The organism is Thiomicrorhabdus sediminis, from assembly GCF_005885815.1.
Lineage (GTDB): Bacteria > Pseudomonadota > Gammaproteobacteria > Thiomicrospirales > Thiomicrospiraceae > Thiomicrorhabdus > Thiomicrorhabdus sediminis.
Window position 1 is genome coordinate 1564031 of sequence record NZ_CP040602.1, and the last position, 25613, is coordinate 1589643.

The following is a 25613-nucleotide window of genomic DNA, read 5'->3' on the forward strand; positions in this document are numbered from 1 at the left end:
AAATAACAGAATTTATTGCCAAAATTTAGCCAGACAAGCACTCACTTCTGCATCACTAACTTGATTGAATTGTTGATAATACTGACCGACTGCCTGAAAATCATCGGCTTCAATCAAACAAATCAATTGATCTACCTCTGTCTGCAATTCGGCTAGAGTATCCAACGGCGCCACAGGTACCGCCAAAACAATTTTCACGGGTTGCTGCATTCTTACCGCCTTAATTGCGGCTTTTACCGTCGCTCCCGTGGCAATACCATCATCGACAATAATGACTGTCTTACCCTTCAATTGCGGATAGGGTCTTGAGCCTCGATAGAGTTGTTCACGATGCAACAGCAGCTCCCGTTGTTTGGCTTCAACTTTGGCGATATCCGCTTCAGAAACACGATAGGCGTTAACCACCACTTGATTAAGTACCTTGATGCCATTACTGGCAATCGCCCCCATCGCTAATTCGGAAAATTGCGGCAAGCCGAGTTTGCGTACCAATACAATATCGAGCTGACAATTCAAGCTATCGGCAATAACCTCTCCTAAGGGAACCCCTCCTCTTGGTAAAGCCAATACGATGGTTTGCTCCGCGCCGGATTCAATATCCTCACGCCGTAACAAACGCTCGGCCAATAACTTAGCCGCCTGAGTTCGGTTTTGAAAACGCATAAACCCCTCCTTTAACAATATACTTGTTAATGGAGTCATCTTAATATGTTGTTGGCGATTTGAATACTTGCCGACACAAATATCTTCAATGGGACATGCACGAAAAGAATTCATTCAGGCAATAAAAAAGCCGGCATAAAGCCGGCTTTTTTAGTATTGGATAATCGCTAAGATTATGCCAATTCCCCTGGGTATGATTCGATACCTGGGTTGTTCTTAACACCTTTAAGCTTAGGATGGTTAACCTTCTTAAGCTTAGTGCTAGACTTGTGGTTACGTAGGTAATCAGCGGCAACATCCCACATAAGACGACCTTCACCAACTGTATCAACCTGCGCCCAACCAGCAACAGTATAAGTCTTGTTCGCTTCAAGCGGAGTACCGTCATCAAGACGCATATCAGAGATACGGTTACCGAACTTACCGTTAGGTTCACAAGTATAGTCCATACCACCAAGACGAACCATATCACCACCAGATTGTAGGTATGGGTCTTTCTGGAATAGGTTCTCACAGATACCTTCTAGGATATCCTTCATCTGAGCACCAGTTACTTCTGACTTGTATGTTTCACCGTAAGTCATCGAGGTTTCATCCATAACACGTTCCATAGTGATCATCTCACCAGCTAGAACCGAAGTACCCCAACGAACACCGGCAGACATAGCGATCTGAGTATCGTGCTCTTCACGTAGAGAGTTAACGATGATCTGGTCCCAAGTACCCATGAAGTTACCACGACGGTATAGGGTATCTTCAGCGATCGCTAGTTCTTCACCTAGGATTTCACCGTAAGTCTTGCCTAGACGGTCTTTGTTGTTTGCCATTTCAGGGTTACGTGATTCAACAACGTTTTCGTCGTACTTACGTAGGTAAAGATCAGTGATGAACTTATCAACACCCGCGTCAGCAGCAAGAACGTTAGAGAACACAGGAAGCAATTTGTAATCAACGCCTTGTAGCTTACCGTTCTGGATATCCAAATCCATACAACCAACGAACTTACCGTTAGAACCTGCGTTAGTTACGTAACACACACCACCGTTTGGTGTCTTAACATTGATTGTCTTAGGAATACCATCGTGTGTGTGACCACCGAAGATCGCATCGATACCCGATACGCGAGAAGCCATCTTGATATCAACGTCCATACCGTTGTGTGAGATCATTACAACCGCAGCAACTTTTTCTTCGGCACGGATCTTATCAACCGTTTCCTGAAGCGCGTCTTCACGAAGACCGAAAGACCAATCCGGGAAGTTAGACTGTGGGTTAGCGTTAGCTGTACGAGGGAACGCCTGACCAACGATCGCAACACGCTCACCATTTACAACTTTAACAGTGTAAGGCTTGAAAGCACGTGCTTCGTCTTCGTCAAATAGACCAACGCCATTGTTAGCGTCAACCATTTCACGGTAAGCATCACCGAACAATGAATCTTCTTTAACACGGATGTTCTGTGCTACGAATTCACCTTTGAATGCGTTCAAGTTCTTAAGAACTTCTTCAGCCTTGTATGTGAATTCCCAGTGACCTGTCATGATATCTACACCTAGAAGGTTAGACGCTTCAACCATGTCCATACCACGTGTAAACAATGCTGTACCAGAACCGTGCCACAAGTCACCACCATCCATAGTGATAGTGTTTTCACGACCACCAGCTTGCTCACGTAGCTTGTCTAGCAATGTTTTAACGTGTGCGAAACCACCCACTTTACCGTAACGCTCTGACGCTTCAGTGAAGTCTAGGTATGAGAACGCGTGCGCTAGAGGAGTGTTAGCTTCGATACCTAATTCTTTAAGCAACTTGTGACCAACAACGTGAGGAAGCTGACCGAAAGCCGGACCAGTACCTAGGTTAACGTTTGGCTCACGGAAGTAGATTGGCTTTAACTGAGCGTGTGTATCAGTAATGTGCAATAGACGAACCTTACCTTTCATTGGCTGGTTGTAGATTGCATCAGATGCTTTAGCTAGAGCAGCTTTATCAGCACCACCAGACATAGCTTTCGCTGTACCAGGTAACATCCCCGCAGCAGCGGCCATAGACATTACATGTAGAAATTCGCGGCGATTTAAAGACATTAGGTCTCTCCGTTTTATTTAAAATTATTGTCCTGCATGAAACCGGTTCACGCAGGGCCAAGAAAAAATTATCGGACAAATTTAAAGGCTGAAAGCCTTAAAGTCAAATAAACTAAAGTTTTCATCGAATAAATTTTATTTATATCCAATTAAATCTTTTTAAAACTCAGTTTTCCCTATAAATTACAAGGTTTTATAAGGTCCACTGCATTTGATAAGTCAATCACCCTACCCACTTACGAGCATTACGGAACAGACGCATCCAAGGCGCATCCTCCTGCCAGTCATCAGGATGCCAAGAGTTCTGCACGGTTCTGAATACGCGTTCCGGGTGTGGCATCATAATGGTGACACGCCCATCAGGGGTCGTCAGGCCAGTCATACCGTTTGCGGTTCCGTTCGGGTTAAATGGGTAAGCTTCGGTTGGATTACCCTGAGCATCGACATAACGCACACCAACCAAACCTTCGACATTTGCCGCATCACCGGCACCAAAATCCATGCGCCCTTCACCGTGAGCAACCGCAACCGGGATACGTGTCCCTGCCATTCCTTTTAATAGAATAGATGGGGATTCTTCGATTTGAACCTGTGAGAAGCGCGCTTCGAACTGTTCCGATTCATTGCGTACGAACGCCGGCCAGCTTTGTGCACCAGGGATAATTTCTTTTAGATTTGACAACATTTGACAACCGTTACAGACACCTAAAGTAAAAGTATCTTCACGATTGAAGAAGCTCTCAAAAGTGGTACGCGCCGTATCATTAAACAGAATTGAGTTTGCCCAACCTCGACCGGCACCTAAAACGTCACCGTAAGAGAAACCACCGCAGGCGACCAGCCCCTTATAATCATCAAATTTGACTTCGCCGGATAACACATCGGTCATATGCACATCGATCGCATCAAAGCCCGCCTTAGTGAAAGCGGCCGCCATTTCCTGCTGACCGTTAACCCCTTGCTCACGCAAGATAGCGACTTTCGGACGTGGCTTACCGGCAAATTCCGCAGTAATATCGTCATTCATATCAAAAGTGACCAGCGGGGCGATTTCGGTATTGGCATCATTCTCGATCGCATCGAACTCTTGCTTGGCACAGTTTTCATTATCACGCAGTGCCTGCATGCGGTAAGAGGTTTCCGTCCACCAAGCTTGCAACTGCTTGCGTGACATGGATAGTAGCTCAGCGCCATTTGCACTGAAGGTCACCTGATCATTTGTATTGATTGACCCCACCCAGTGAGCCATAGTCGATAGATTATGATCGACAAGAATGGCTTCAACGGCTGCTTTATTGCTGGCCGCAACCTGAATGACAACGCCGACTTCCTCGGCACATAAGGCCGCCACCGGCTCATTCCCTAAAGCAGAAACATCAATATCGATACCGCAGTGACCGGCAAATGCCATTTCCATTAAGGTGACCAACAAACCACCATCAGCACGGTCATGATAAGCCAGCATCAATTCATCGGCCAACATCTGCTGAGTGGCATTGAATAGATTCAATAAGTCTTCAGCCGAGTCTAAATCGGCAGACACATCACCGATCTGGTTATAAACTTGAGCTAGACAGCTGGCACCGATACGGTTCTGACCTTTACCTAAATCGATTACCAGCAGTTCGCTATCACCTTTGTCGGTTCGCAACTGCGGAGTTACCGTTTTACGCACATCTTCAACCGGCGCGAAAGTGGTGATATTCAACGACATTGGCGAGATAACCGCTTTATCATCGCTACCATCATTCCAAACGGTTTTCATCGACATCGAATCTTTACCGACCGGGACGGCGATACCCAAAGCCGGACAGAGTTCCAAACCTACGGTTTCCACCGCATCATAAAGTGCCGAATCTTCACCCGGATGACCGGCTGCCGCCATCCAGTTGGCAGAGATTTTGATATCGCTCATTTTGCCGATTTTGGCACAAGCGATATTGGTGATCGCCTCGGCAATAGATAGACGCGCAGAAGCTTTCGGATTAATCAACGCCACCGGTGGACGTTCACCGGAAGCCATCGCTTCACCGGTATAACCGTTATAATCCGAGCAAGTGATACCGGCGTTGGCGACCGGAACCTGCCAAGGCCCTACCATCTGGTCACGCGTTACCATACCGGTAATCGAACGATCCCCGATAGTGATCAAAAAGTTTTTCGATGCAATGGTCGGCAACTTCAATAGACGCTCGGTGGCATCGGCCAAATCGATCACTGCCGTTTCAAAACCGGCTTGCGGAAGCTTGCGGCTTTCTACGGTACGGTGCATCTTAGGCGGCTTACCTAATAATACGTTTAGCGGCATATCGACAGGATTGTTATCAAACAGACTGTCATTAACAATCAATTCTTGCTCTTTAGTCGCTTCACCAACAATTGCATACAAACAACGTTCACGCTTACAGATTGCTTCAAACTGTTCGATCTTGTCCGCATAGATGGCAATAACATAACGTTCTTGAGATTCGTTTGACCAGATTTCCATTGGCGACATGCCCGGCTCATCGATCAACACCTTACGTAAATCGATACGCCCCCCCTTACCGGCATCATTGACCAATTCAGGGAAAGCATTAGAGATACCACCGGCACCGACATCGTGAATCGATGCGATTGGCGAATCGGTACCGAGATAAGTGCAGCGGTCGATGACTTCCTGCGCACGGCGCTCCATCTCTGGGTTTTCACGCTGAACGGACGCGAAATCCAAAGCTTCAGAACCGGAACCTGTATCCACTGAAGACGCGGCACCACCACCCAGACCAATCAACATTGCCGGACCACCTAAAACCACCAGCTTGGCGCCAACCGGAATATCGCCTTTTTGAATATGTTCTTCACGGATACTACCTAGACCACCCGCCAACATAATCGGCTTATGGTAACCGCGTACTTCCTCACCGTCATGAGTCACCATGGTGTTTTCATAGGTACGGAAATAACCGTTGATCGCCGGACGACCGAATTCGTTGTTGAAACCTGCCGCACCCAAAGGCCCTTCAATCATGATTTCCATTGGCGTGACAATGCGCCCTGGTTTACCGTAGTCACGTTCCCAAGGCTGTTTAAAGCCCGGGATATTCAAGTTAGACACGGTAAAGCCTGTCAAACCGGCTTTTGGCTTGGAGCCACGACCGGTAGCACCTTCGTCACGGATTTCACCACCTGAACCGGTAGCAGCACCCGGCCACGGAGAAATCGCGGTCGGGTGGTTATGGGTTTCCACTTTGATCTGGAAATGCACCGGCTCTTCATTGAACTGATACTGGAGCGTTTCAGGATTCGGGAAAAAACGTGTCGCTTGCGCACCGGCAATGACCGCCGCGTTATCGCTATAGGCCGATAACACACCTTCCGGGCTTTTTTGATAGGTATTGCGAATCATACCAAACAAAGAATTCGGTTTATCTTCACCATCGATCGTCCAATCAGCATTGAAGATCTTATGACGACAGTGCTCCGAGTTTGCCTGAGCAAACATCATCAATTCGGCATCCACCGGATTACGTCCCAGCCCTTCAAACGCGGTGACCAAGTAATCGATTTCATCTTCACTTAACGCCAAGCCCATTTCAGTATTGGCTGCAACCAAAGCTTCACGACCACCAGTTAAAATATCAACCGTACTATAAGGCTTTGGTTGCTGATGGGAGAACAGCGCTTCTAGCGCCGCGAAATCATAAGACACCTGCTCCATCATACGATCGAAAAGCGCGGCTTCCATGGCTGCACGATCTTGACTGTTAACACCCTTTAGACTGTAGACAATACCTCGCTCGATACGCTCAAGCGATTCAATACCACAAGTATGAGTGATATCGGTTGCCTTGGATGACCACGGCGAAATCGTACCGATACGCGGTGTCACTATGCAGCTATCCGAGTTCAAATCACCGCTTTTTTCCTGCTCGGAATTATTCAATAAAATATTCAGATGCTGACGCTGAGACGGCGTCAATTCGGTTTTTAAATCGACAAAATAAACAAATTGCGATTCGACAGCATCGATTGAGCCGATGGCTTTAAGCTTATCTAGCAATTGATTTAGACGGTAAGCGGAGTGCGCTGGATTACCCCAGATAACTTGCATAGTTTGAACCCTTTACAAAAACAAAAGCCCTCTTATCGAGGGCGCTGAGAATGCCTGCGATTTATTTCAATAAACCGAGACTTTCAAAAATATAACGTCGTTGATCTTCATTTAAAGGTGCCGCACCTTCCGGTGAAGAGACCTTTAAGATCACTTTGTCTTTACTGTCTTCAGCTTGAGCAAGCTTTAACTTAACCACTTCTGGCAAGTCCTTCTTACCGGCATCAGACCAGAACGCCAGTGAAGACAGGAATGAATCTTCTTCGCGAAGGTTATTAGGTACCTTCACCCAAATTTCGTTTTGCGATGCTTTGACATTGTCGATCGACCAGGCGGCACGATAGATCATCGCCTGCAGATAACTCCAACCTTGCTCCATTGAAGTTCTAAAGGCTAAACCTTCCAGCTCGGTACCTTCAACCACTTCAACCTGCTGCTCCGTGACCTTTAACTGAGCCAAAGCCTTTTCACTACTTGAACCGAAAAAGACCATTGCCTGATACAAGGCTTCCGCTTCCATGATTGGATTATATGGGCGCATGCGCCACTGACGGTCGATATCTCGTGCTTCGTTGGCATCCGGTGAATAGACCTGTGAGTGGTTGATATAGACTTTAACGACAGAACGCGCCACGTCGGTTTCGACACGAGCCGTATATTTGTCATAGATACCGTCGGCTAATTCCGGACGCCAGCTATTCAATAATTTGGTAATCGGGCCAACATCATCTAAAGGCACCAATTCGGTACGCGCAATAAAATCGGTTTTCATGACACCGATATCTTTACGCTCCTCTTTCAGGTCAAAACCTTTAGAGATAAAGAATCGTTTTAAACTAGACCAGACCTGTTCGCTATTTTCAGACTCCACTTCAATCCAGCGCTCGGAAAGATTGCCATTCATAGCAATGCCCTGCGCCTTGAAGTTAGGGATATGGTCATAGGTATCTTGTTGCGCCAAAGCATCCTGCTCGGCTTTTTCCAAAGCCAATGACATCTCTGTTTTAGGCTTAGCCGGGTTAAACAGATTTGGCGGCATTTCCAAAGATTTAACTAATTTGGCTTCATTGTCTCTATAGCTACCGTCCGATCCGAACATATTAGAAAGTGAAGAACACCCGGTTAAACCAAGCGAGGCGACCACAGTCGAAACTACCACGGTTTTTGCATAAAGACGCATAAAAAAATTACCCTTAATTAGTCATCAATTATCAGTCAGAAAATTTACTTTTTTAAAGTTATACCAGCTTTTTCCATCGCCTGACGAACTATTGGCTGTGCCGAGGCTGATAAAGGCGTTAATGGTAGGCGAATCGCCTCTCCCATTAAGCCCATTTGTGCTACCGCCCATTTGACCGGAATCGGATTAGCTTCAATAAAAAGATCGTTATGTAAGGCCTGCAAAGGCTTATCAAGTTCATGAGCCTTATCCGCATTACCAGCCAAAGCTTGTGCATAGACTTCTCGCAGTTGCGCCGGGGCAACGTTTGCGGTTACCGAAATACCACCATGGCCACCGGCTAGAATAAAATCGACTGCCGAAGCATCATCACCGCTATAAAGATCGAAGTCCTCATCGACTCCCGCCTTGATGGCATCGATACGACTCAAATCACCGGTGGCTTCTTTAATCCCGATAATATTATCGATCTTCGCCAGACGGATCACCGTCTCCGGCAAAAGGTCACAGGCGGTACGCCCTGGAACATTATAAAGAATCTGCGGGATATCGACGCTTTCGGCGATTTTTTTGTAATGGAGATACAAGCCTTCTTGGGTAGGCTTGTTGTAGTAAGGCGTTACCAATAAAGCGGCATCTGCACCGGCTTTTTTAGCGCATTGCGTCAACATCAGTGCTTCACTGGTTGAGTTGGCACCGGTACCGGCGATTACAGGAATTCGACCGCTTGCCTTTTCGACAACAAACTTGACTACCTCACAGTGTTCCTCAAAATCGATTGTTGCCGACTCACCGGTTGTGCCCATGGCAACAATTGCATCGGTGTTAGAAGCGATATGAAACTCTATCAATTTTTCCAGAGCATCATAATCAACTGATTCATCTTCCAACATAGGCGTGACTAACGCCACCATACTGCCTCTAAACACTACAATTTTCTCCAAAACTTTGAGGGTAAATCAAAAAGTGTAATCTTACCCTTTCCCCCCTAACACTTCAACAAATTAATGGCGCTTTAAGACAGCCAGCTACGCTTTTTTCGCCAGCCTTTTGAAGACGATAACTTTTTGCATTTTTTTGCGTTGCATTGACCGGCAAAAATCGTCATACTGAATCTAAATTTAGAAACCAAAACACATAATAAAAATCCAAGGAACTTCTCTATGAGCATTAAAATCGGCGACTCAATTAGCGCCTTTTCTCTTGCCGCCACCTCTGACACGACCGTTACCGAACAAGACCTATTGGGTAAATACACCGTCCTCTATTTTTATCCAAAAGACAGCACTCCTGGCTGCACAACAGAAGGCAACGACTTTAGCGAACTGTGTACACAGTTTGCCGAGAAGAACTGTCAGATTTTCGGTATTTCCATGGATTCAATGAAACGTCATGAGAATTTCAAAGCCAAACAGAACTTCGCTTTTGAACTGATTTCAGACCCTGATGCCGAACTTTGCCAACAGTTCGGTGTCTATCAAATGAAAAAGAATTTCGGTAAAGAGTATATGGGCATAGTGCGCAGTACCTTTATTATCGATCCACAAGGAAAACTCGTTCTAGCATGGGACAAGGTTAAGGTGAAAGGCCATGCGGCGGAAGTATTGGAGGCTCTGACAGCCTTGCAGTAGTAGTTGAGACAGACAATTCGGTTTATATAGATATGAGGTGACAATATGACCAATGAAGCCAAACGGTTATTTATATTAGATACCAACGTGCTTATGCACGACCCGATGGCACTATTCAATTTCGAAGAGCATGATATTTTCATCTCAATGACGGTTCTCGAAGAACTTGATGCCGGTAAAAAAGGCATGTCTGAGGTTTCTCGAAATGTACGCGAAACCAACCGCCTGATTGATCAAATTATCAGCGATGCCAGTTTTGAAGATATCAAACACGGCCTTGAACTGGAACGCATCCATCCGAACCCGGAAAAAGCCAGCAGCCATCTCGGCAAACTATTCTTTGAAACCGAACCGCTTCTTGCCGAATTACCCAAATCTCTACCCAGTCACAAAGCTGACAACCACATTCTACAAACCGGCCTCGCGCTAAAGAGCCAATACCCAGATCGCAATGTCACGCTCGTCACCAAAGACATCAATATGCGCATCAAATCGTCCGCAGTCGGCCTTCATTCGGAAGATTACTATAATGACCGCGTACTCGAAGATGCCGACCTGTTATTTACCGGCTGGGAATACCTAGACAGTCACTTTTTTGAAACTCACGGCCAGAACATGAAGTCCTGGCAGGACGGCAGCCGCACCTTTTATGAAATGGATGTGGATGAACATTGCCACTGGTTTCCAAACCAGTGCCTAATCAGCGAAAATGACGCCGGCTTTAACGCCATTGTCAGAAGTGTCGAACACGGTAAAGCGATTTTGGAATACATGCATGACTTTACCCATGAGAATCACTCCGTTTGGGGAATTACCGCGCGCAATAGCGAACAGAATATTGCCCTTAACTTCCTAATGGATCCGGAAATCGATTTTGTTTCACTACTTGGGGTTGCCGGTACAGGTAAAACCTTGCTGGCACTTGCCGCCGCTCTGGAACAGACTCTTGACCAAAACATCTACAATGAAATCATTATGACTCGAGCCACCATCCCTGTCGGTGAAGACATCGGCTTCCTGCCGGGAACCGAAGAAGAGAAAATGACTCCTTGGATGGGTGCGCTAATGGATAACCTTGAAGTATTGACCAGCTCGGACGGTTATACCGATTGGGAAAAAGAAAGCACCCAACAGCTGCTCAGCAAACGCATTAAAATCAAATCAATGAACTTTATGCGCGGCCGCACTTTCCAGAAAAAATTCATTATTCTCGATGAAGCGCAAAACTTGACGCCAAAGCAGATGAAAACACTGGTCACCCGAGCCGGAGAAGGCACCAAAGTGGTTTGTTTAGGTAATATCAGTCAGATCGACTCACCTTACCTAACCGAAACAACAACCGGTCTAACCTATATCGTCGACCGTTTTAAATCCTGGAATCACAGTGCACACATCACTCTTCAGCAAGGGGAGCGTTCTCGACTTGCCGAGTTCGCATCAGACAATCTATAAGAATTAATGGCAACGCTGCGTTTTTAACAAGCCATAAACAAAAAAAACCCGGCTGGATAAATCCAACCGGGGGTTCCATATAAGGGGGGAACAATCTTAGCTCTTTAAGAGGAGTGTTGTATGAAACAACGAAACCAATGTTAAATGATGTTTGCAGACATATCAACAAATACTAATATAAAAAGTATGACAAAAGTTTAAAGAGACTTCAGATTCGATTCAGGGTTAAAATTCGCTAATAACTTCAAGCACATCAAAAGCAGGTGTCTCATAAGGATGGGCAGATTTTAACGCTGCTATCACCGCTTTGATACGACTTTTTTCAACCACCAGTTCAACACGATATTCATCGACCACTGCCAACTCATTAAGCTCACCGATAAAAGCCGAACTTCCTGGTAAAGCACGAAACTGCCCCTGGCCTTTGACTTGCCAGCTACAATTATCGTAATTACCGATCACCCCACCACCGGCTGCAAACATCGCCTGCTTGACCTGCTCAAGATGGGTTTCGGGAATAAAAACCGTTAATTTGTATAGACTTCTATCAGCCATTCATAAATCCCCCTGTAAAAAACGTAAAAATTGAGTTTTATTCACACTACAATAGAAACAATTTTAGACCCATTAAAGGAAAAATATGCGCTTAATGTTAGTTGTCTATGCGGTGATTATTGCCTTAGGCATTACCGCTATGCTTACCGGTTGGCATTATCTTGCCAATATTGCCGGCTTTATTTCAGCGATTGGTTTTATGATTGTGTTCTTTAAGGACCGCCCGGAAAGCGAATCCGATCACGAAAAGAAAATGCGTCGCTACTGGTATATTGTTTTTATCACCGGCCTATTTTTCAGCCTGATTTTCGGTAGCTTCTGGAATGATGAAATGGGCAATATGGAATAATCAGATTCCATTAACAGAACCAGGTGATTGAAAAAAGCCCGAGATAAAAACTATCCCGGGCTTTTTTATGGCCAAACCGATTTAGAACAGTTCGATATCACCTTCATCCATTGAACCGGTATTAACACGCGACATTCTGCTTGACTCGATCTCTTGACGCTTCTGATGAATAGTCTGTCTAAACTCAGCGACACGCTCTTTATACTCCTGCTCAGACTGAGCCGGATGAGCCTTGTTCTCAGCAATAAAATCACCGATTTCTTTAGAAAACCGCTCTAGGTTTTGCAGGTGATTCATGACCTGTTCAACCAACTGGCGAACAATGTCTTCAAACTGCAATGAACGCACCGCATCAGAAACACTGCGCTCGATTTCAGAAATCATGCCGGAAACATCACCCAGCTTATCGGAAATGCCTGAGTTCATTTCCTCAAGATCACCCAACATAGTACCCACTTTGTTCTTCGATGAAACAGCTTGCTCCATATCCTTGGAAGCGGTTTCACTAACAATCGAGCGCACTTGATCGACGGTGACCTTAGCTTGCTCAGCCTGTTTACGAATCTGCTCGTTAAGCACATTCGAATTCAAAGACAATTTACGCACTTCATCAGCCACTACAGCAAAACCACGCCCGGCCTCGCCGGCACGAGCGGCCTCAATTGCAGCATTCAATGCCAACAGGTTAGTTTGATCGGCAATCCCTTTGACGTCTTCAAGCAGAATAAAAATCGCCTCAATCTGACCGACCATCTCATCAATTTTATCAACCGTTTGAGTACTGCGTTCACTGGCATTGATAAGCAAATCAATCAGATACTGTAAAACCCCTTTAATCTCGACAGAGAATTTCTGCACACTCATGGTGTCTTCTGACTGAGTACCACCACCTAAGTTTTCCAACAAAGATAATACTAATCGATACTCGGCTTGGGTCTGCTCATGCAACCCCGAGAAACTGTTGTTCAAGGTCTCAATCGCTTCAGCGACCAGATGCTTGACCTGCAATAGCTCGTCTTCAACAACCTTAACCTCTTGCTCAATAACATTATCGACATCATCCATAATCATCTGCAGGGATTCATCGGCAGTAATGACCTGCAACAAGGCTTCACTGGATACGCTGGTGGTTAGAGATTCTTTAATCTCAGCCGACAATTTTGTCTCTTCAGGACTTTCGTGGGCAAACTTTGCCGCCAATGCTGTCCAAATGAGAGACACAGCAATCAATGAGATCACTTCAATATAGGGGATTTCTATAAAGGTGAGAAATACTGCAACCAGGGTAAATAACCAAGCTGCCCAATATGCTTTGAAAACTCCAAGCATGATACCTTCCTTAATCTTACGGTAAGAGTTCAAATAGCGGTCTGACTGCTATTTTAAACGTGTCGATCAATGTTATTGTTATACGTATATTAAGATTACGTAACAGGCTAAAAGCAGTTAATATGCCAAATGGAACATCTGTATAAGATGATCCATTCGTTTTATGAAGACTCTAATGGAAGTTACGTTTTTACTCAAGCTGTAGCCTGAGCGTAATCGACTATTTTTCAGCTAGCTGGAGAATCTTTTCGGCGATTTTATCAATGCTTAAAATATAATCTGCCGCGCCTAATTTAACGGTTTCACCCGGCATTCCCCAAACCACACTGGTTTTTTCATCCTGTGCAATGGTGGGGGCACCAATCGATTGAATTGCTTTCATGCCTTTAGCGCCGTCTGCTCCCATGCCGGTTAGAATCACACCTATCGCATTAGGCCCTACATTTTCCACCACACTATCAAAGAGCACATCTACCGAAGGTTTGTGACGATTGACCGGAGGCCCATCATCGAGAAGACAGATATATCTGGCGCCGTCACGTCCAACGCGTAAATGTTTATCACCAGGAGCAATATAGACATTACCCGGAATAATCAATTGACGGTGTTCGGCATGGTGAACCGACATTTCAGAAATAGTATCCATTCGCTTGGCAAAAGGCAGGCTGAAAGCGGCCGGAATATGTTGAGTAATGACAATCCCCGGCGCATTGGCGGGCATACGCTGCAAAACTTCTTTAATCGCTTCTGTTCCGCCTGTCGAGGCGCCCAAGGCAATCACCCTATCTGTGGTTTTAAAATGACGACGGTTAAACTGAATCGGCTGCGAGCTCAGTTGCTCTGTTTTTTGTGTGGTTGCGGGGGCTGCCGGTGCTTTTGACTGACTCACCTCTTTACCCGCAACATAACGCTGATATTGGCGCTCTAACATTTGTCGAGTCACCTTGGCGGCAGTTTTAACCTTGGTACAAATCTCTTGAGTATAGTCTTCAAAAGTATGAGTTAAGTCAATTTTCGGCTTGGTGACAAAATCGACCGCTCCAAGAGCCATGGCCTCAAAAGTCACATCCGCCCCTTTTTCAGTTAAGGTTGACACCATGACCACCGGTAAAGGGTGTAAACGCATCAAATTACGTAAAAAAGTGACACCGTCCATTTTTGGCATTTCCACATCCAAGGTCAGCACATCAGGATGTAGCTGCTTGATCTTCTCACGGGCATCATAAGGATCATAAGCGGTACCAACCACTTCAATATCAGGGTCCGATGACAGCATTTCCTGCAACATCTTGCGCACAAGAGCAGAATCATCAACGATTAATACTTTAACTGGGTTATTCACGCAAAATCCTAACTTTATGCCGAAGGGGCATTAATTTTCTTATAAATTGTCTGTCCGAGCAATTCAAAACGGTCACATATTTTATATAGCGACTCGGAATGACCAATAAACAGGTGACCATCATCAACCAGTTTATCGGCATAACGGTTAAACAACTTCGTCTGCGTTGGTTTATCGAAATAAATAACGACATTACGACAAAAAATCACATCGATACCCTCTTCAATCGGCCAATCTTGCATCAAGTTTAACTGACCAAATTGAATCACCTTTTGCAGCTCAGGTTTGACTTTCACCTTACCGGTATTCGCCCCGGTACCTTTTAAAAACCAGCGTTTTTTTCGAGCTTCAGGAACACCTTTCAAACGATCTATATCATAAACGCCGCGCATTCCGGTCTGAACAACATTTGAATCCAAATCGGTGGCGATCACCTTTGCATCCCAATCAGCCGGAACCGTTTCTTTTATCACCACGGCGATTGAATAAGGCTCTTCTCCAGTTGAACAACCTGCCGACCAGATACGAATACGCTTACGCCCCGCGTTTTTCTTTAACAACTCGGGAATAACCTTATTGCCAAGATATTCAAAATGATGATTTTCTCTAAAGAAGAAAGTTAGATTGGTCGTAATGGCATTAATCAGGTGAACAAATTCATCCTCCCCCATTTTATCGACATAATCGATATAACTGGAAAAGCTGCTCAGATTAAGAAATCGGATTCGTTTTGATAAGCGGTTATAAACAAGATTTTTTTTCGAGTCGTTTAAATCAATACCGGCAAAGTCATAAACAATATTCTTTATTCTTTGAAAGTCTTTTTCCTGAAAATCAAATTCACGTTCATTCATGCCAAGTTCTCACACTACCATCCATGGTAACCAGTCTGTTTTGCAATCTAAACAGACATACAATGCTTCAGATTAAACGGGTTGCAAAGCCAATCTTAACACTCGAATATACAACTAATGTATATAATTTGACTGATTTAACGATTAATGTAAACATAAAATTGTTAACCATTTTGCGTAAATCCGCATCATAAAAAACAGATCGGCCGTTGTTCAATTCACCCTCAAGCGGATGATTCACTAATCAGGAGACTTAATGGTACTGATTCCGACTAATTTAAATCCGACATCGGCAAACCTTCGCCTAACAACCAATCTGTTAAATCTAGGTCAAGTTAAGGTCGGTCAGGTTTTTAGTGCCAATCTGCAACCGCTGAATAACACTCAAGCATTGGTCACCATCGGCTCGCAAAGCTTTACCGCCACTCTAAAGGAGCCCATCAATTTAACCGGCGATGTTAAATTGGTGGTCAAACAGACCTCTCCGGAACTGCAGTTAGCGGTTCAAAACAACAAGCCGCAAACGACGGCTAGCAATAGCCAAGCCTTACAGCAGTCCATTCAAAATATATTGCGTCAATTCCTGCCACAACAATCCAGCTTGAATCAAGTGGTACAACAGCTGAACACCCTGCCAGCCCTACCAGCCGGAATTAATCAAGCGCTACAGCAACTGCTGGAACAGTTAAATCGGCCGCAAAAAATCAATGATGGCAAGCAATTACAATCTAGCATACTTAATAGCGGCTTATTTATGGAGTCGAAACTCAAACAGGGGCAAGCTAAACTGCCCGGAGATATTAAAGCGCAAATGTTGCAACTGCAAAAACAAACCCTGCAGCTCAATCAACAGCAACCCTCTGCGGCTTTAGCCAAGTTATCCGATCTACTCAATCAAGCGATTAGCCGAATTACCGTTCAGCAGATACAACTGCTGGAAAACCCCAATGTGACCGCTTATGAATATCTCAACAATCAGGATAAAATCAATCAGGACACGATTGAATTGCACAAAATTAATTACGCAAGCAATACCTTATGGGAAGTCTATATTAATCTGCAACTGCCACAAGGCGAACTCAATAGCAAACTGAGCCTTAACGACCAAGACAGTGCCATCAACTGTTTTTTATGGTGCGACAATCAAGACGTGGAAGCGCATATCACCAATAAACTGGGCGCTTTAAGAAAACAATTCGACGATGCAGGACTGAACTTGAATCAGCTCCAATTGAGCCCGAGAAAGCTCGAACCCAAGCAGCGCAAAACCCAAGTGGCGCTGATTGATATCAAGGTTTAAACAATTAAATCATTAAAAACATCTAAAACCATTGCAACCTTGAACGCTCTTGGCAAAGCAATTGCTATTATGCTAGAAAACGAATGGACTACGACTTTATTAGATGATTCCATTAAGCATTTATTGAGCGATGATATGAAATGGTTCTTTTAACCGGAATGCAAAGCAATAAACTCTGTTAAAAGAAATAATTTAGCTGAATAAACATTTGCAGAACTAGACGTTTGCCTTTTAATAAGGTAATTTATTGGAACAGTCTAACCATAAAGAGATACGCCTATGGATAAGGATATGGTCGAAAAAGATATTGAAGACATTCATGATCAAATAGAACAACACAAAGACAATGCTGACGATCAGGTATTAAGTTTTGTTCTAGGTAATGAAGAGTATGGTGTCGATATTCTTCGTGTACAAGAAATCAAAGGCTGGGAAAAAACCACCGCCATTCCAAACACTCCAAGCTATGTAATGGGCGTTATCAATTTACGTGGTTCAGTGGTTCCAATTATCGACTTAAGAGTCCGTTTCGGGTTGCAGGAAATCACCTACAACGATTCAACGGTAGTGATTATTGTGCGTTCGACCGACAGTGCCGGAACCCAAAAAATTATTGGCCTAGTTGTCGATGGCGTATCAGATGTATACGGCATTAATAAAGAGGAATTACAATCGTCCCCTGAAATGACGGGAATGGTTCACACAGAATATGTTAATGGACTGGCGACAGTTGGTGACAAGATGGTGATTGTATTGCATGTTGATCAGTTGATTAACGACGGCATACTCACTTATATTAAAAAAGCCCTTAATATTGACTAGAGCCTCTGTATAATTATTAGCGAATAAACATTCTAAAAAGTGAGTATTTAAGATGTCTAAAATCTTAGCTGTTGATGATTCTAAATCAATGCGTCAAATGGTAAGCATGTCGTTAAAATCTGCCGGACATGATGTCACCGAGGCAGAAGATGGAGCTGTTGCCCTGGAACTTGCCAAACAAGGTCAATTTGATTTAATCGTTACTGATATTAACATGCCTAATATGAATGGTATCGAATTGATTACAGCCTTGAGAGCCATGCCTAATTTCAAATTCACGCCGATTTTATGTCTAACGACAGAATCGTCCGGTGATATGAAAACCAAAGGTAAAGAAGCTGGTGCGACAGGTTGGATTGTTAAACCTTTCAGCCCTGAAAAGCTATTATCGGTGATCAGCCGAGTTTTATAATCTGTTTCGCGAGGTGCGAGTATGGCTACTGAAGTCCAACTACCTGAAAACATGACCATTCACTATATTGAGACCCACTTTGGTGAAATCAATAAAGCTTTCAATGAAGCGGATAATGAAATCGTTATTAATGCGAATAAACTTGAGACGATTGATACTTCCGGACTACAAAGTCTACTAACCTTGATAAAATACGCTGCCGAGCAGCAAAAACAAGTTAGCTGGCAGGATACGCCCGAAGTACTCGAGCAAGGTGCCGAGAAGATTGGCCTGAGCCAGGCACTTCAACTGAACTAGATTAGAAAAGCGGCAATAGCCGCTTTTTTTATAACCTCAAATCCTATAATCTCAGAATCCCATCATGAATAACGAAAATGAGAATCTAGCCGAAAAGATTGCCGTATCATTACAGTATGATAGCGACGAATCGTCCGCCCCCAAAGTGACCGCAAAAGGCTCGGGGTTGATTGCCCAGCAAATTATCGAAACCGCCGAACAGCATAACATCCCCATTCAAAAAGACCATGAACTCGTCGAACTGCTCGCACAAGTGGAGCTCGATGCTGAAATACCCGCCACGCTGTATGAAGCCGTCGCTCAAGTACTGGTGTTTGCCTATCAGGTCAGTGGCAAACTGGATCACAAAGCGGAACAAAATTCGAATCCGCACAACAAGGCCGATAACTAAGCCTGACTAATCACATCTAAAATCTTTAGTCTGTTCGCTATCCACTTAGACACCAAATCCCAGCCATAAAAAAACCGCTTTAAAGCGGCTTTTAGATAGAAATCGTAAACTTTAAACTAATCGAACAGATTGTCTACGTCAATCAGGATAATAATATTGTCCTGATAATGGGCGATACCTTGAATATATTTAGACGATTGATCACCTCTTGACGAAGACAAGGCTTCGATTTTATTTTCAGGGATGTCTTTTACTTCCATCACAAAATCAACCAACATACCGACAGTACGTTCATCATCCAATTCGACAATAATAATACGCGATAAATCGTCGACTTCTTTTTTTGGCATACCGTTCATGGTGCGTGTATCAACCACAGTGACAATAACACCACGAACATTGATAATCCCTAAAACATTGTAGTCTGCACCAGCTACCTTACGGATATTGCCGACACGAAGCACCTCACGAATTTTTTTAACATGGATGCCGTAGGTCTCGTTTTCCAAGGTAAACAACACACATCGAGCGCTTGGACCAATATAATCCTCATCGTCCATATTATCTACCGGAATATTGCCTCCTGGTATTGATGGATTCATCAACTCCATAACTCTCTCCTATTGAAACCGCTCTACAACGCCAGGTAAATCCAAAATCAAGGCGATATTACCGTTACCGGTAATCGTTGCGCCGGCATAGCCTTTGACGTTTTTCAGACCGACCCCCAAAGGCTTGATTACCACTTCTTCCTGACCATTGACTTGATTGACCACCAAACCGACTCGCTCGTTACCGACAGAAACAATGACCACCTTATCGCCTTCATAGTTCTCTTTGACCGTTTCCGGTGCCAACCAGTTATCAAGGAAGAATAATGGAATGCTGCGCTCACGCAGTCTGACCATCATAGAACCATCAATCTTATTGGTTTTACTCGAATCGAAATCAAAAATTTCCTGTACGCTGGTTAAAGGAATGGCATAGCTTTCTTGGTCAAAACCGACCATCAAGGTTGGTAAAATAGCCAATGTCAGCGGCACTCTAATACTGATCTGCGTGCCCTGCCCCAATACCGAATGAATATCGATACTACCATTAAGTTTGGTAATCATGTTTTTGACAACATCCATTCCCACACCACGACCAGAGATATCACTGATTTGTTCGGCGGTCGAGAAACCGGCAGATAGAATCAATTCAAAAGCGGCCTTATCATCCAACTGATTGGCCGCCATTTCATCCATCATGCCCTTCTCCACCGCTTTGCGGCGTAACATGTCTGGATCCATCCCCTTACCGTCATCGGTAATGGATAATAGGATGTGATCACCTTCTTGCTCTGCGGCTAATACCACGGTACCTTTTCTCGGCTTACCTGCGGCCACACGAACATCGGGCATTTCAACACCGTGGTCGACGGAGTTTCGAACCAGGTGAACGAGAGGATCGGCCAAAGCTTCAACCAGGTTTTTATCCAGATCCGTCTCTTCACCTTGCAACTCCAACTCGATATCCTTACCAAGCTTACGAGCCAAATCACGCACAACGCGTGGGAAGCGACCGAAGACCTTCTTAACAGGCTGCATACGTGTTTTCATTACCGAAGCCTGCAGATCCGTGGTGACGTGATCCAGATTACCTACTGCATTGGAAATCGCCTCATTATTACTTTCACCGCCGCGCAATGTCAGCAAACGGTTACGAACCAGAACAAGCTCACCTACTAGGTTCATGATTTCATCAAGACGTTTGGTATCAACTCGAACCGTGGATTCAGCGGTGTTTTTCCCAGCAGGCTTGGCAGCTGGCTTTGCTGGCGCTGCCGAAGTTTCTGCTGGCTTGGCAGGCTGACTGCTCACGGTCGGCTGTGCAATTTCTGCCGCTTTATCGGCAAGGTTTGGCTCCGAAACCACCAACTCTTCATTCATTAAGGCTTCAAATTCACTATCGGACATCGCATCTTGTGCGGCAACCGGTGATTCCTGCATCGAATCGCGCTGATTCAGCAAGGCTTCGAATTCATCGTCAGTCATATCACCATCAGGATCAACACCTTCTGGCAACGCCAGTTTGGCTTCTGCCGGAGATTCGGAAGCGGCTTTTTCGTCTCCGTCTTGGATGGAATCACGTTGATTGAGCAGAGCTTCAAATTCCTCATCGGTCATGTCACCATCGGGGTCAACCCCCTCGGCTAAACTCAATTTCGCTTCAGGTTCGCTGGAACCGCCATCTCTTTGATTCAAAAGCGCTTCAAACTCTTCATCGGTCATATCACCATCTGGATCGACCCCTTCAGCCAATTTCAATTCCGAGCCGACACTTGAATCCACTGCCGGTTCCGGCTCAGCCACAGGCTCCACGGCAACTTCCCCCTTGGTCAACGCATCAAGTTCAAGCAAAAGCTGCGGATCGTTTTCCGGCAATTCACGTTCACCATCATTCAAACGTTCAATCGCATCACTGATAACGTCGAACGCTCTGAGGATGACATCGGCAGCCGTTGCATCATAGCTAACATCGCCATTACGGATCTTATCGAATACGTTTTCGGCACGATGGCAGACTTCAATTAACGGTGTAATACCAAGGAAACCTGCCCCCCCTTTTACCGTATGAAACCCTCTAAACACCGCATTCAGCAGGTCTGCATCGGTTGGAGACTGCTCCAGATCGACCAGCTGTTCATTCAGCTGCTCTACCAACTCTGATGCTTCGACTAGAAAGTCTTGTAAAATTTCTTCATCCACAATCTTTACCTCATGGTCATCGCCAATGACTACCTTAGTAGCGCTTCTTTTGCGACATAAAAGCAAGGCTTATGCCAGAGATTTAACTCTGTTATTGGTATTAAAGCTAATCTATTGAATTAAATACCCAAATCACTCAATAAATCATCGATATCTTCTTGGCTAGAAACGATATCCTGCTTGGATTTTTGGGTAACGTTCGGACCTACCCCTTTCATTTCGTCAGCTTTTTGACCATCGGCATCGGCCACTCGATCGGGAATAGCATGGTAATCACGCCCAGATTTCTCAATTAACTCGATCAAACTCTGCTCAAGAGAACTGATGACCAAAATAACGCGATTGAGTACTTGACCGGTCAAATCCTGGAAAGATTGTGCAAGCATAATCTCGGTCAATTGCTGATGCAATAAAGCGACGCAATCTGTCTGTTCTTCTTGGTTAACCCGTTCGCTGGCAAGAATCGCTTCAAGTTTCTCCAAACTTTGTATCGCCTCTTCAGCCTTATCTAAAGTTTTCGCACTGGCTTCTTCGGTAGTGGAAATCACATACTGTAAACGTTCAGCTGCATCAGGAATATCGTGCTTGGTTTGCATCAATAACTGATCGTCTTCCAAATGATCCAAGGTTTCATGCAAATCATGGGTCAATTGAGAAACCTGATGATAGATTTCTGATTCACGAATCTGTGTCAATTCATCCAACAATTGACCGGCTTCGACAGCTTGGTTGCTTTGCAATGCCTCTAATAGAGCTTGCACTTTTTCTACAGGAATATCTGTGGCAACTGTCATAACTTTTCCTCTGGCTTAAAACTAAAAAGGCTCTATACCCATCAGGTATCGAGCCTATTATTATTTTTATCAATAAGATATGTCATTGTTCTATGGGTCTTGTCTGGCAAAAATACGTTGCATTTTTTCATGCAGAACCGAAGCGGTAAAAGGCTTAAGAATATAACCATCCACTCCCAGCTCTGTCGCTTCCATAATTTGCGCACGCTTGGCTTCTGCGGTAATCAATAAAAAGGGTATTTTATGTAAACGATTATCTTGTCTGACTTTAGCTAATAACTCAATGCCCGTCATGCCCGGCATATTCCAGTCACTGACAATAAAATCGATTTTTTCACCGGAATCCAGCAGCGACCAGGCGCTCTGGCCATCATCGGCTTCAAGAATATTATCAAAACCCAGCTCTTGCAATTGATTACGCACAATTTTGCGCATTGTGGAAAAATCATCAACCACCAAAATCGTCATGGCCTGGTTAAGAAACATAATAGAATTCCAATCGATTTAAGTGTCTAAAGCAGTAAGAATTGTATTAAATCCATTCCGCCATACGTGATCTAATACGCTTAATAGCCTGACTGTGAATCTGACTCACTCGAGACTCGCTCACCTCGAGGATTTCACCAATCTCTTTCAAGTTAAGCTCTTCATCATAATAAAGTGCCATCACCAATTTTTCTTTTTCCGGCAAATTGGAGATTTCTTCCACCAACGCTTGTTGAAAACCACTTTCCGCCAATTCACCAAAAGGTGTCATGCCACCACTGACCATTCTATCTTCGGCCAATTCATCGTGATCAGGCTCATCGATCGACAGCAGCTGTGCCGAATTAGTGTCTTGCAAAATCTGATGGTAATCTTCAATCGTGATTTCCATCTCGATGGCGATTTCTTCATCTCGTGCTTCACGACCCATTCGCCCTTCAACCTTGGCAATGGCATCGCTGACTTCACGGGATTTTCTGTGCACCGAACGTGGAGTCCAGTCGCCTTTACGGATTTCATCAAGCATGGCGCCACGAATACGAATGCCGGCATAGGTTTCAAAACTGGCGCCTTGGTTGGCATTGAATTTCTGAGTAGCTTCAATCAGCCCGATAATGCCGGATTGAATCAGGTCATCAACAAAAACACTATCAGGCAATCGCCCTTTCAAATGGTAGGCAATACGTTTTACAAGCGGTAGGTAAGCTTCTATATCCAGCACTTCAGAACTGGATTGACGCTGAATTTGTTCGTAAACGTTTGTCCCTGTCATAGGTTGCATTTACCCTTAACTATCTCTAATGGCCTGACTGAAATAGGTTTTCCACAAAAAATTGCAGATAGCCGGTCACTCCGCGAGGAATTGGCCAACCTTGAACCTGTTTGGCCATTAAATTAAACGATCTAGCCGCTTCACTATTTGGACGGTAGACGGTTACCGGCACCTGTTTTTGCACCGCTTCACGCAAATCATGGTCAAACGGTACGGTACCTAAATAATCGATACTGACATCCAAAAACTGCTCACACACCTTGGCCAATTTTTCATAAAGCTGGCGACCATGCGCGGTTGAGCGGCTCATATTGGCTAATAGTCTAAACTTATTTAGCTGATAATCCTTACTCAATACTTTTATCAATGCATAAGCATCGGTGATTGAAGCAGGTTCATCGGTAACCACTACGACCACTTCTTGTGCGGCACGACAAAAACTCACCACGGAATCAGCAATACCAGCAGCGGTATCAATTAATAATACATCTAATTCACCGCTAAGTTCAGAAAAAGCGTTAATAATCCCGGCATTTTCCATTGCGCTAAGCTGAGCCATACGTTTAACACCGGATGCAGCCGGGATCACTTTTAAACCCGCCGGGCCTTCAACAATCACTTCTTTAAGTGTTTTTTCACCATCAAGAACATGCGACAGATTATATTTGGTCTGTAAGCCCAACATAATATCGACATTCGCCAACCCCATATCGGCATCCATCAGCAACACACGATTCCCCTGCTTGCTTAAGGCTACACCAAGGTTGACTGAAACATTAGTTTTACCCACACCACCTTTACCGCTGGCAACAGCAATAACACGAACCGGTTTATTCTCCATCGATCCTTTCGGTGTATTTGCATGCATAGCTCTAAGTCCTGCAGCCTGATCATTGAGCATCTGATATCTCCTTACCCATACCTAATCGGTAGGCTCGCTCATTTTCATTAGCGTTTTTATTCTGCTGACCGAGCACGATAGTTCGATCAATTAATTCACGTTTTCTTACCAACTCCAGATCTTCCGGAACTCGCTGACCGTTTGATAGATAGGAAATCGGTAATTGATCTTCAATCAATACCGTTAACACATTACCTAGTTGCAACGCCTCATCTACCTTGGTCAAAATGCAGCCTTTCAATACCACCTGGTTAAAAGACTGAACAATATCTTTCATGACCGACAACTGCGTTGCAGCCGACATCACCAAATAATTTCTTACCGTGGTAATACCGTTATGACCAGAGGTCACTTGCTGGGACAGCTGCAAATCACGCTGACTCATGCCTGCAGTATCAATCAATACCAGCTTTTTATGCGCCAGAGATGACAGTAAAGCCACTAACTCACCTTGGTTTTCGGCGACATAAACCGGCACATTAATCAGCTCGGCAAAGGTTTTCAACTGTGCCTGAGCACCAATTTTATAGCAGTCGGTAGTAATCAATGCCAGTTCTGACGGGCTGTTGCGCATCACAAAACGGCTAGCCATCTTGGCAATAGTTGTCGTTTTTCCAACACCGGTCGGACCTACTAAAGCAACAATGCCGCCATGTTCTAAAATATCTCTGTGATCAACAGGAATCTGTTCTTCAATTGATGCCAAAATACTTGCCCAAGCCTGGGTATTGACAACCGGCAAATCGTTAACCAATTGTTCACTCAAACGCCAGCCAAAACCAAGCTTTAATAGACGTTTAATCAATTCGACACGTTCAGGTTCAGTTTGCTCAGATTGTCCCCAGGCCAAACCGGATAACTGGTTTTCCAGCATGGCACGCACCGCCTTAAGCTCGCCGGCCATGGCGGCAATATCCTGTTGATTGGCACCTGGCGGTTCCACCGAGCGTGTCATTTCAGGGCTTTTATAGCTTGAACCGACCGGATTAGGATTCTGTTTCTGCTCGGTCATTTCAGGGTCAAGTGCGGCAACCACCTCAACCCCGTCTTCAACATCTTTGGTTGACAGAATCACCGCATCATCGCCATGCTCCTGGCGAACCAAATTCATTGCCTGACGCATATTGGCAGCGAAATAACGTTTAATTTTCAA

Annotated in this window: 24 protein-coding genes; 8 read left to right on the forward strand and 16 right to left on the reverse strand. The window is 44.7% G+C overall.

The genetic code is table 11. The annotated features are described in order from the left end of the window. Positions 1-12: 12 nt before the first annotated feature. From FE785_RS07120 to dapA, 5 genes are all read right to left on the reverse strand, one after another. Entirely contained in the window at positions 13-663 is a 651-nt protein-coding gene (locus FE785_RS07120; RefSeq protein WP_138565091.1) for a phosphoribosyltransferase, read from the reverse strand. Positions 664-836: 173 nt separating this feature from the next. Continuing rightward, positions 837-2750, reverse strand: coding sequence for a 5'-nucleotidase C-terminal domain-containing protein (locus FE785_RS07125; RefSeq protein WP_138565092.1), 1914 nt, complete (start codon positions 2748-2750; stop codon positions 837-839). 223 nt (positions 2751-2973) lie between these two features. Next, on the reverse strand, positions 2974-6843 hold the full coding sequence (gene purL / locus FE785_RS07130; protein WP_138565093.1) for a phosphoribosylformylglycinamidine synthase: 3870 nt from the start codon (positions 6841-6843) through the stop codon (positions 2974-2976). 61 nt (positions 6844-6904) lie between these two features. Next, positions 6905-8023: an outer membrane protein assembly factor BamC gene (locus FE785_RS07135; RefSeq protein ID WP_138565094.1), complete on the reverse strand. Its 1119-nt coding sequence runs from the start codon at positions 8021-8023 to the stop codon at positions 6905-6907. A gap of 44 nt (positions 8024-8067) precedes the next feature. Continuing rightward, positions 8068-8952 carry a 4-hydroxy-tetrahydrodipicolinate synthase gene (gene dapA, locus FE785_RS07140; protein ID WP_238696233.1) on the reverse strand — a complete coding sequence of 295 codons (885 nt, stop codon included), beginning with the start codon at positions 8950-8952 and terminating at the stop codon, positions 8068-8070. Between the two features lie 234 nt (positions 8953-9186). Between dapA and FE785_RS07145 the strand changes: the two genes are divergently transcribed. Further along, on the forward strand, positions 9187-9654 hold the full coding sequence (locus FE785_RS07145) for a peroxiredoxin (RefSeq protein WP_138565095.1): 468 nt from the start codon (positions 9187-9189) through the stop codon (positions 9652-9654). 45 nt (positions 9655-9699) lie between these two features. Further along, the gene (locus tag FE785_RS07150) at positions 9700-11106 is read left to right on the forward strand and encodes a PhoH family protein (protein WP_138565096.1); all 1407 of its coding nucleotides are present in this window, start codon (positions 9700-9702) and stop codon (positions 11104-11106) included. Positions 11107-11331: 225 nt separating this feature from the next. Here FE785_RS07150 and FE785_RS07155 read toward each other — a convergent pair whose 3' ends face one another. Beyond that, positions 11332-11661, reverse strand: coding sequence for a YqfO family protein (locus FE785_RS07155; protein WP_138565097.1), 330 nt, complete (start codon positions 11659-11661; stop codon positions 11332-11334). Positions 11662-11746: 85 nt separating this feature from the next. On the opposite strand from FE785_RS07155, the gene FE785_RS07160 reads away from it, so the two are divergent. Further along, positions 11747-12010 carry a hypothetical protein gene (locus FE785_RS07160; RefSeq protein WP_138565098.1) on the forward strand — a complete coding sequence of 88 codons (264 nt, stop codon included), beginning with the start codon at positions 11747-11749 and terminating at the stop codon, positions 12008-12010. A gap of 81 nt (positions 12011-12091) precedes the next feature. Here the strand turns inward: FE785_RS07160 and FE785_RS10945 are convergent, their stop codons facing one another. From FE785_RS10945 to FE785_RS07175, 3 genes are all read right to left on the reverse strand, one after another. Continuing rightward, complete coding sequence (locus FE785_RS10945) at positions 12092-13339, reverse strand: methyl-accepting chemotaxis protein (RefSeq protein WP_138565099.1); 1248 nt, start codon at positions 13337-13339, stop codon at positions 12092-12094. A 220-nt stretch (positions 13340-13559) separates the two neighbouring features. Beyond that, positions 13560-14627, reverse strand: coding sequence for a protein-glutamate methylesterase/protein-glutamine glutaminase (locus FE785_RS07170; RefSeq protein WP_238696410.1), 1068 nt, complete (start codon positions 14625-14627; stop codon positions 13560-13562). 68 nt (positions 14628-14695) lie between these two features. Next, positions 14696-15535, reverse strand: coding sequence for a CheR family methyltransferase (locus tag FE785_RS07175; protein ID WP_138565101.1), 840 nt, complete (start codon positions 15533-15535; stop codon positions 14696-14698). 256 nt (positions 15536-15791) lie between these two features. On the opposite strand from FE785_RS07175, the gene FE785_RS07180 reads away from it, so the two are divergent. The 5 genes from FE785_RS07180 to FE785_RS07200 all read left to right on the forward strand — a co-directional run bounded on the left by FE785_RS07180 (position 15792) and on the right by FE785_RS07200 (position 18757). Next, positions 15792-16835: a hypothetical protein gene (locus FE785_RS07180; protein WP_138565102.1), complete on the forward strand. Its 1044-nt coding sequence runs from the start codon at positions 15792-15794 to the stop codon at positions 16833-16835. A 279-nt stretch (positions 16836-17114) separates the two neighbouring features. Further along, positions 17115-17657: a chemotaxis protein CheW gene (locus FE785_RS07185; protein WP_138565103.1), complete on the forward strand. Its 543-nt coding sequence runs from the start codon at positions 17115-17117 to the stop codon at positions 17655-17657. Between the two features lie 52 nt (positions 17658-17709). Continuing rightward, positions 17710-18069, forward strand: coding sequence for a response regulator (locus FE785_RS07190; RefSeq protein ID WP_138565104.1), 360 nt, complete (start codon positions 17710-17712; stop codon positions 18067-18069). A 21-nt stretch (positions 18070-18090) separates the two neighbouring features. Then, on the forward strand, positions 18091-18366 hold the full coding sequence (locus FE785_RS07195; RefSeq protein WP_138565105.1) for an STAS domain-containing protein: 276 nt from the start codon (positions 18091-18093) through the stop codon (positions 18364-18366). 64 nt (positions 18367-18430) lie between these two features. Further along, the gene (locus tag FE785_RS07200; protein ID WP_138565106.1) at positions 18431-18757 is read left to right on the forward strand and encodes an EscU/YscU/HrcU family type III secretion system export apparatus switch protein; all 327 of its coding nucleotides are present in this window, start codon (positions 18431-18433) and stop codon (positions 18755-18757) included. 116 nt (positions 18758-18873) lie between these two features. Here FE785_RS07200 and FE785_RS07205 read toward each other — a convergent pair whose 3' ends face one another. The 7 genes from FE785_RS07205 to flhF form a co-directional block, all read right to left on the reverse strand. Then, positions 18874-19368: a chemotaxis protein CheW gene (locus FE785_RS07205; RefSeq protein ID WP_138565107.1), complete on the reverse strand. Its 495-nt coding sequence runs from the start codon at positions 19366-19368 to the stop codon at positions 18874-18876. Between the two features lie 9 nt (positions 19369-19377). Then, positions 19378-21507, reverse strand: coding sequence for a chemotaxis protein CheA (locus FE785_RS07210; RefSeq protein WP_138565108.1), 2130 nt, complete (start codon positions 21505-21507; stop codon positions 19378-19380). 119 nt (positions 21508-21626) lie between these two features. Further along, positions 21627-22301: a protein phosphatase CheZ gene (locus tag FE785_RS07215; RefSeq protein ID WP_138565109.1), complete on the reverse strand. Its 675-nt coding sequence runs from the start codon at positions 22299-22301 to the stop codon at positions 21627-21629. Positions 22302-22391: 90 nt separating this feature from the next. Then, a complete protein-coding gene (locus FE785_RS07220) occupies positions 22392-22787 on the reverse strand; it encodes a response regulator (RefSeq protein ID WP_168188932.1) in 396 nt (131 codons plus the stop codon). A 46-nt stretch (positions 22788-22833) separates the two neighbouring features. Next, the gene (locus FE785_RS07225) at positions 22834-23559 is read right to left on the reverse strand and encodes an RNA polymerase sigma factor FliA (protein WP_138565110.1); all 726 of its coding nucleotides are present in this window, start codon (positions 23557-23559) and stop codon (positions 22834-22836) included. Positions 23560-23584: 25 nt separating this feature from the next. Continuing rightward, positions 23585-24460: a MinD/ParA family protein gene (locus FE785_RS07230; RefSeq protein WP_138565111.1), complete on the reverse strand. Its 876-nt coding sequence runs from the start codon at positions 24458-24460 to the stop codon at positions 23585-23587. Next, a complete protein-coding gene (flhF, locus tag FE785_RS07235; protein ID WP_138565112.1) occupies positions 24450-25613 on the reverse strand; it encodes a flagellar biosynthesis GTPase FlhF in 1164 nt (387 codons plus the stop codon). Before flhF ends, FE785_RS07230 begins: the two co-directional genes overlap by 11 nt.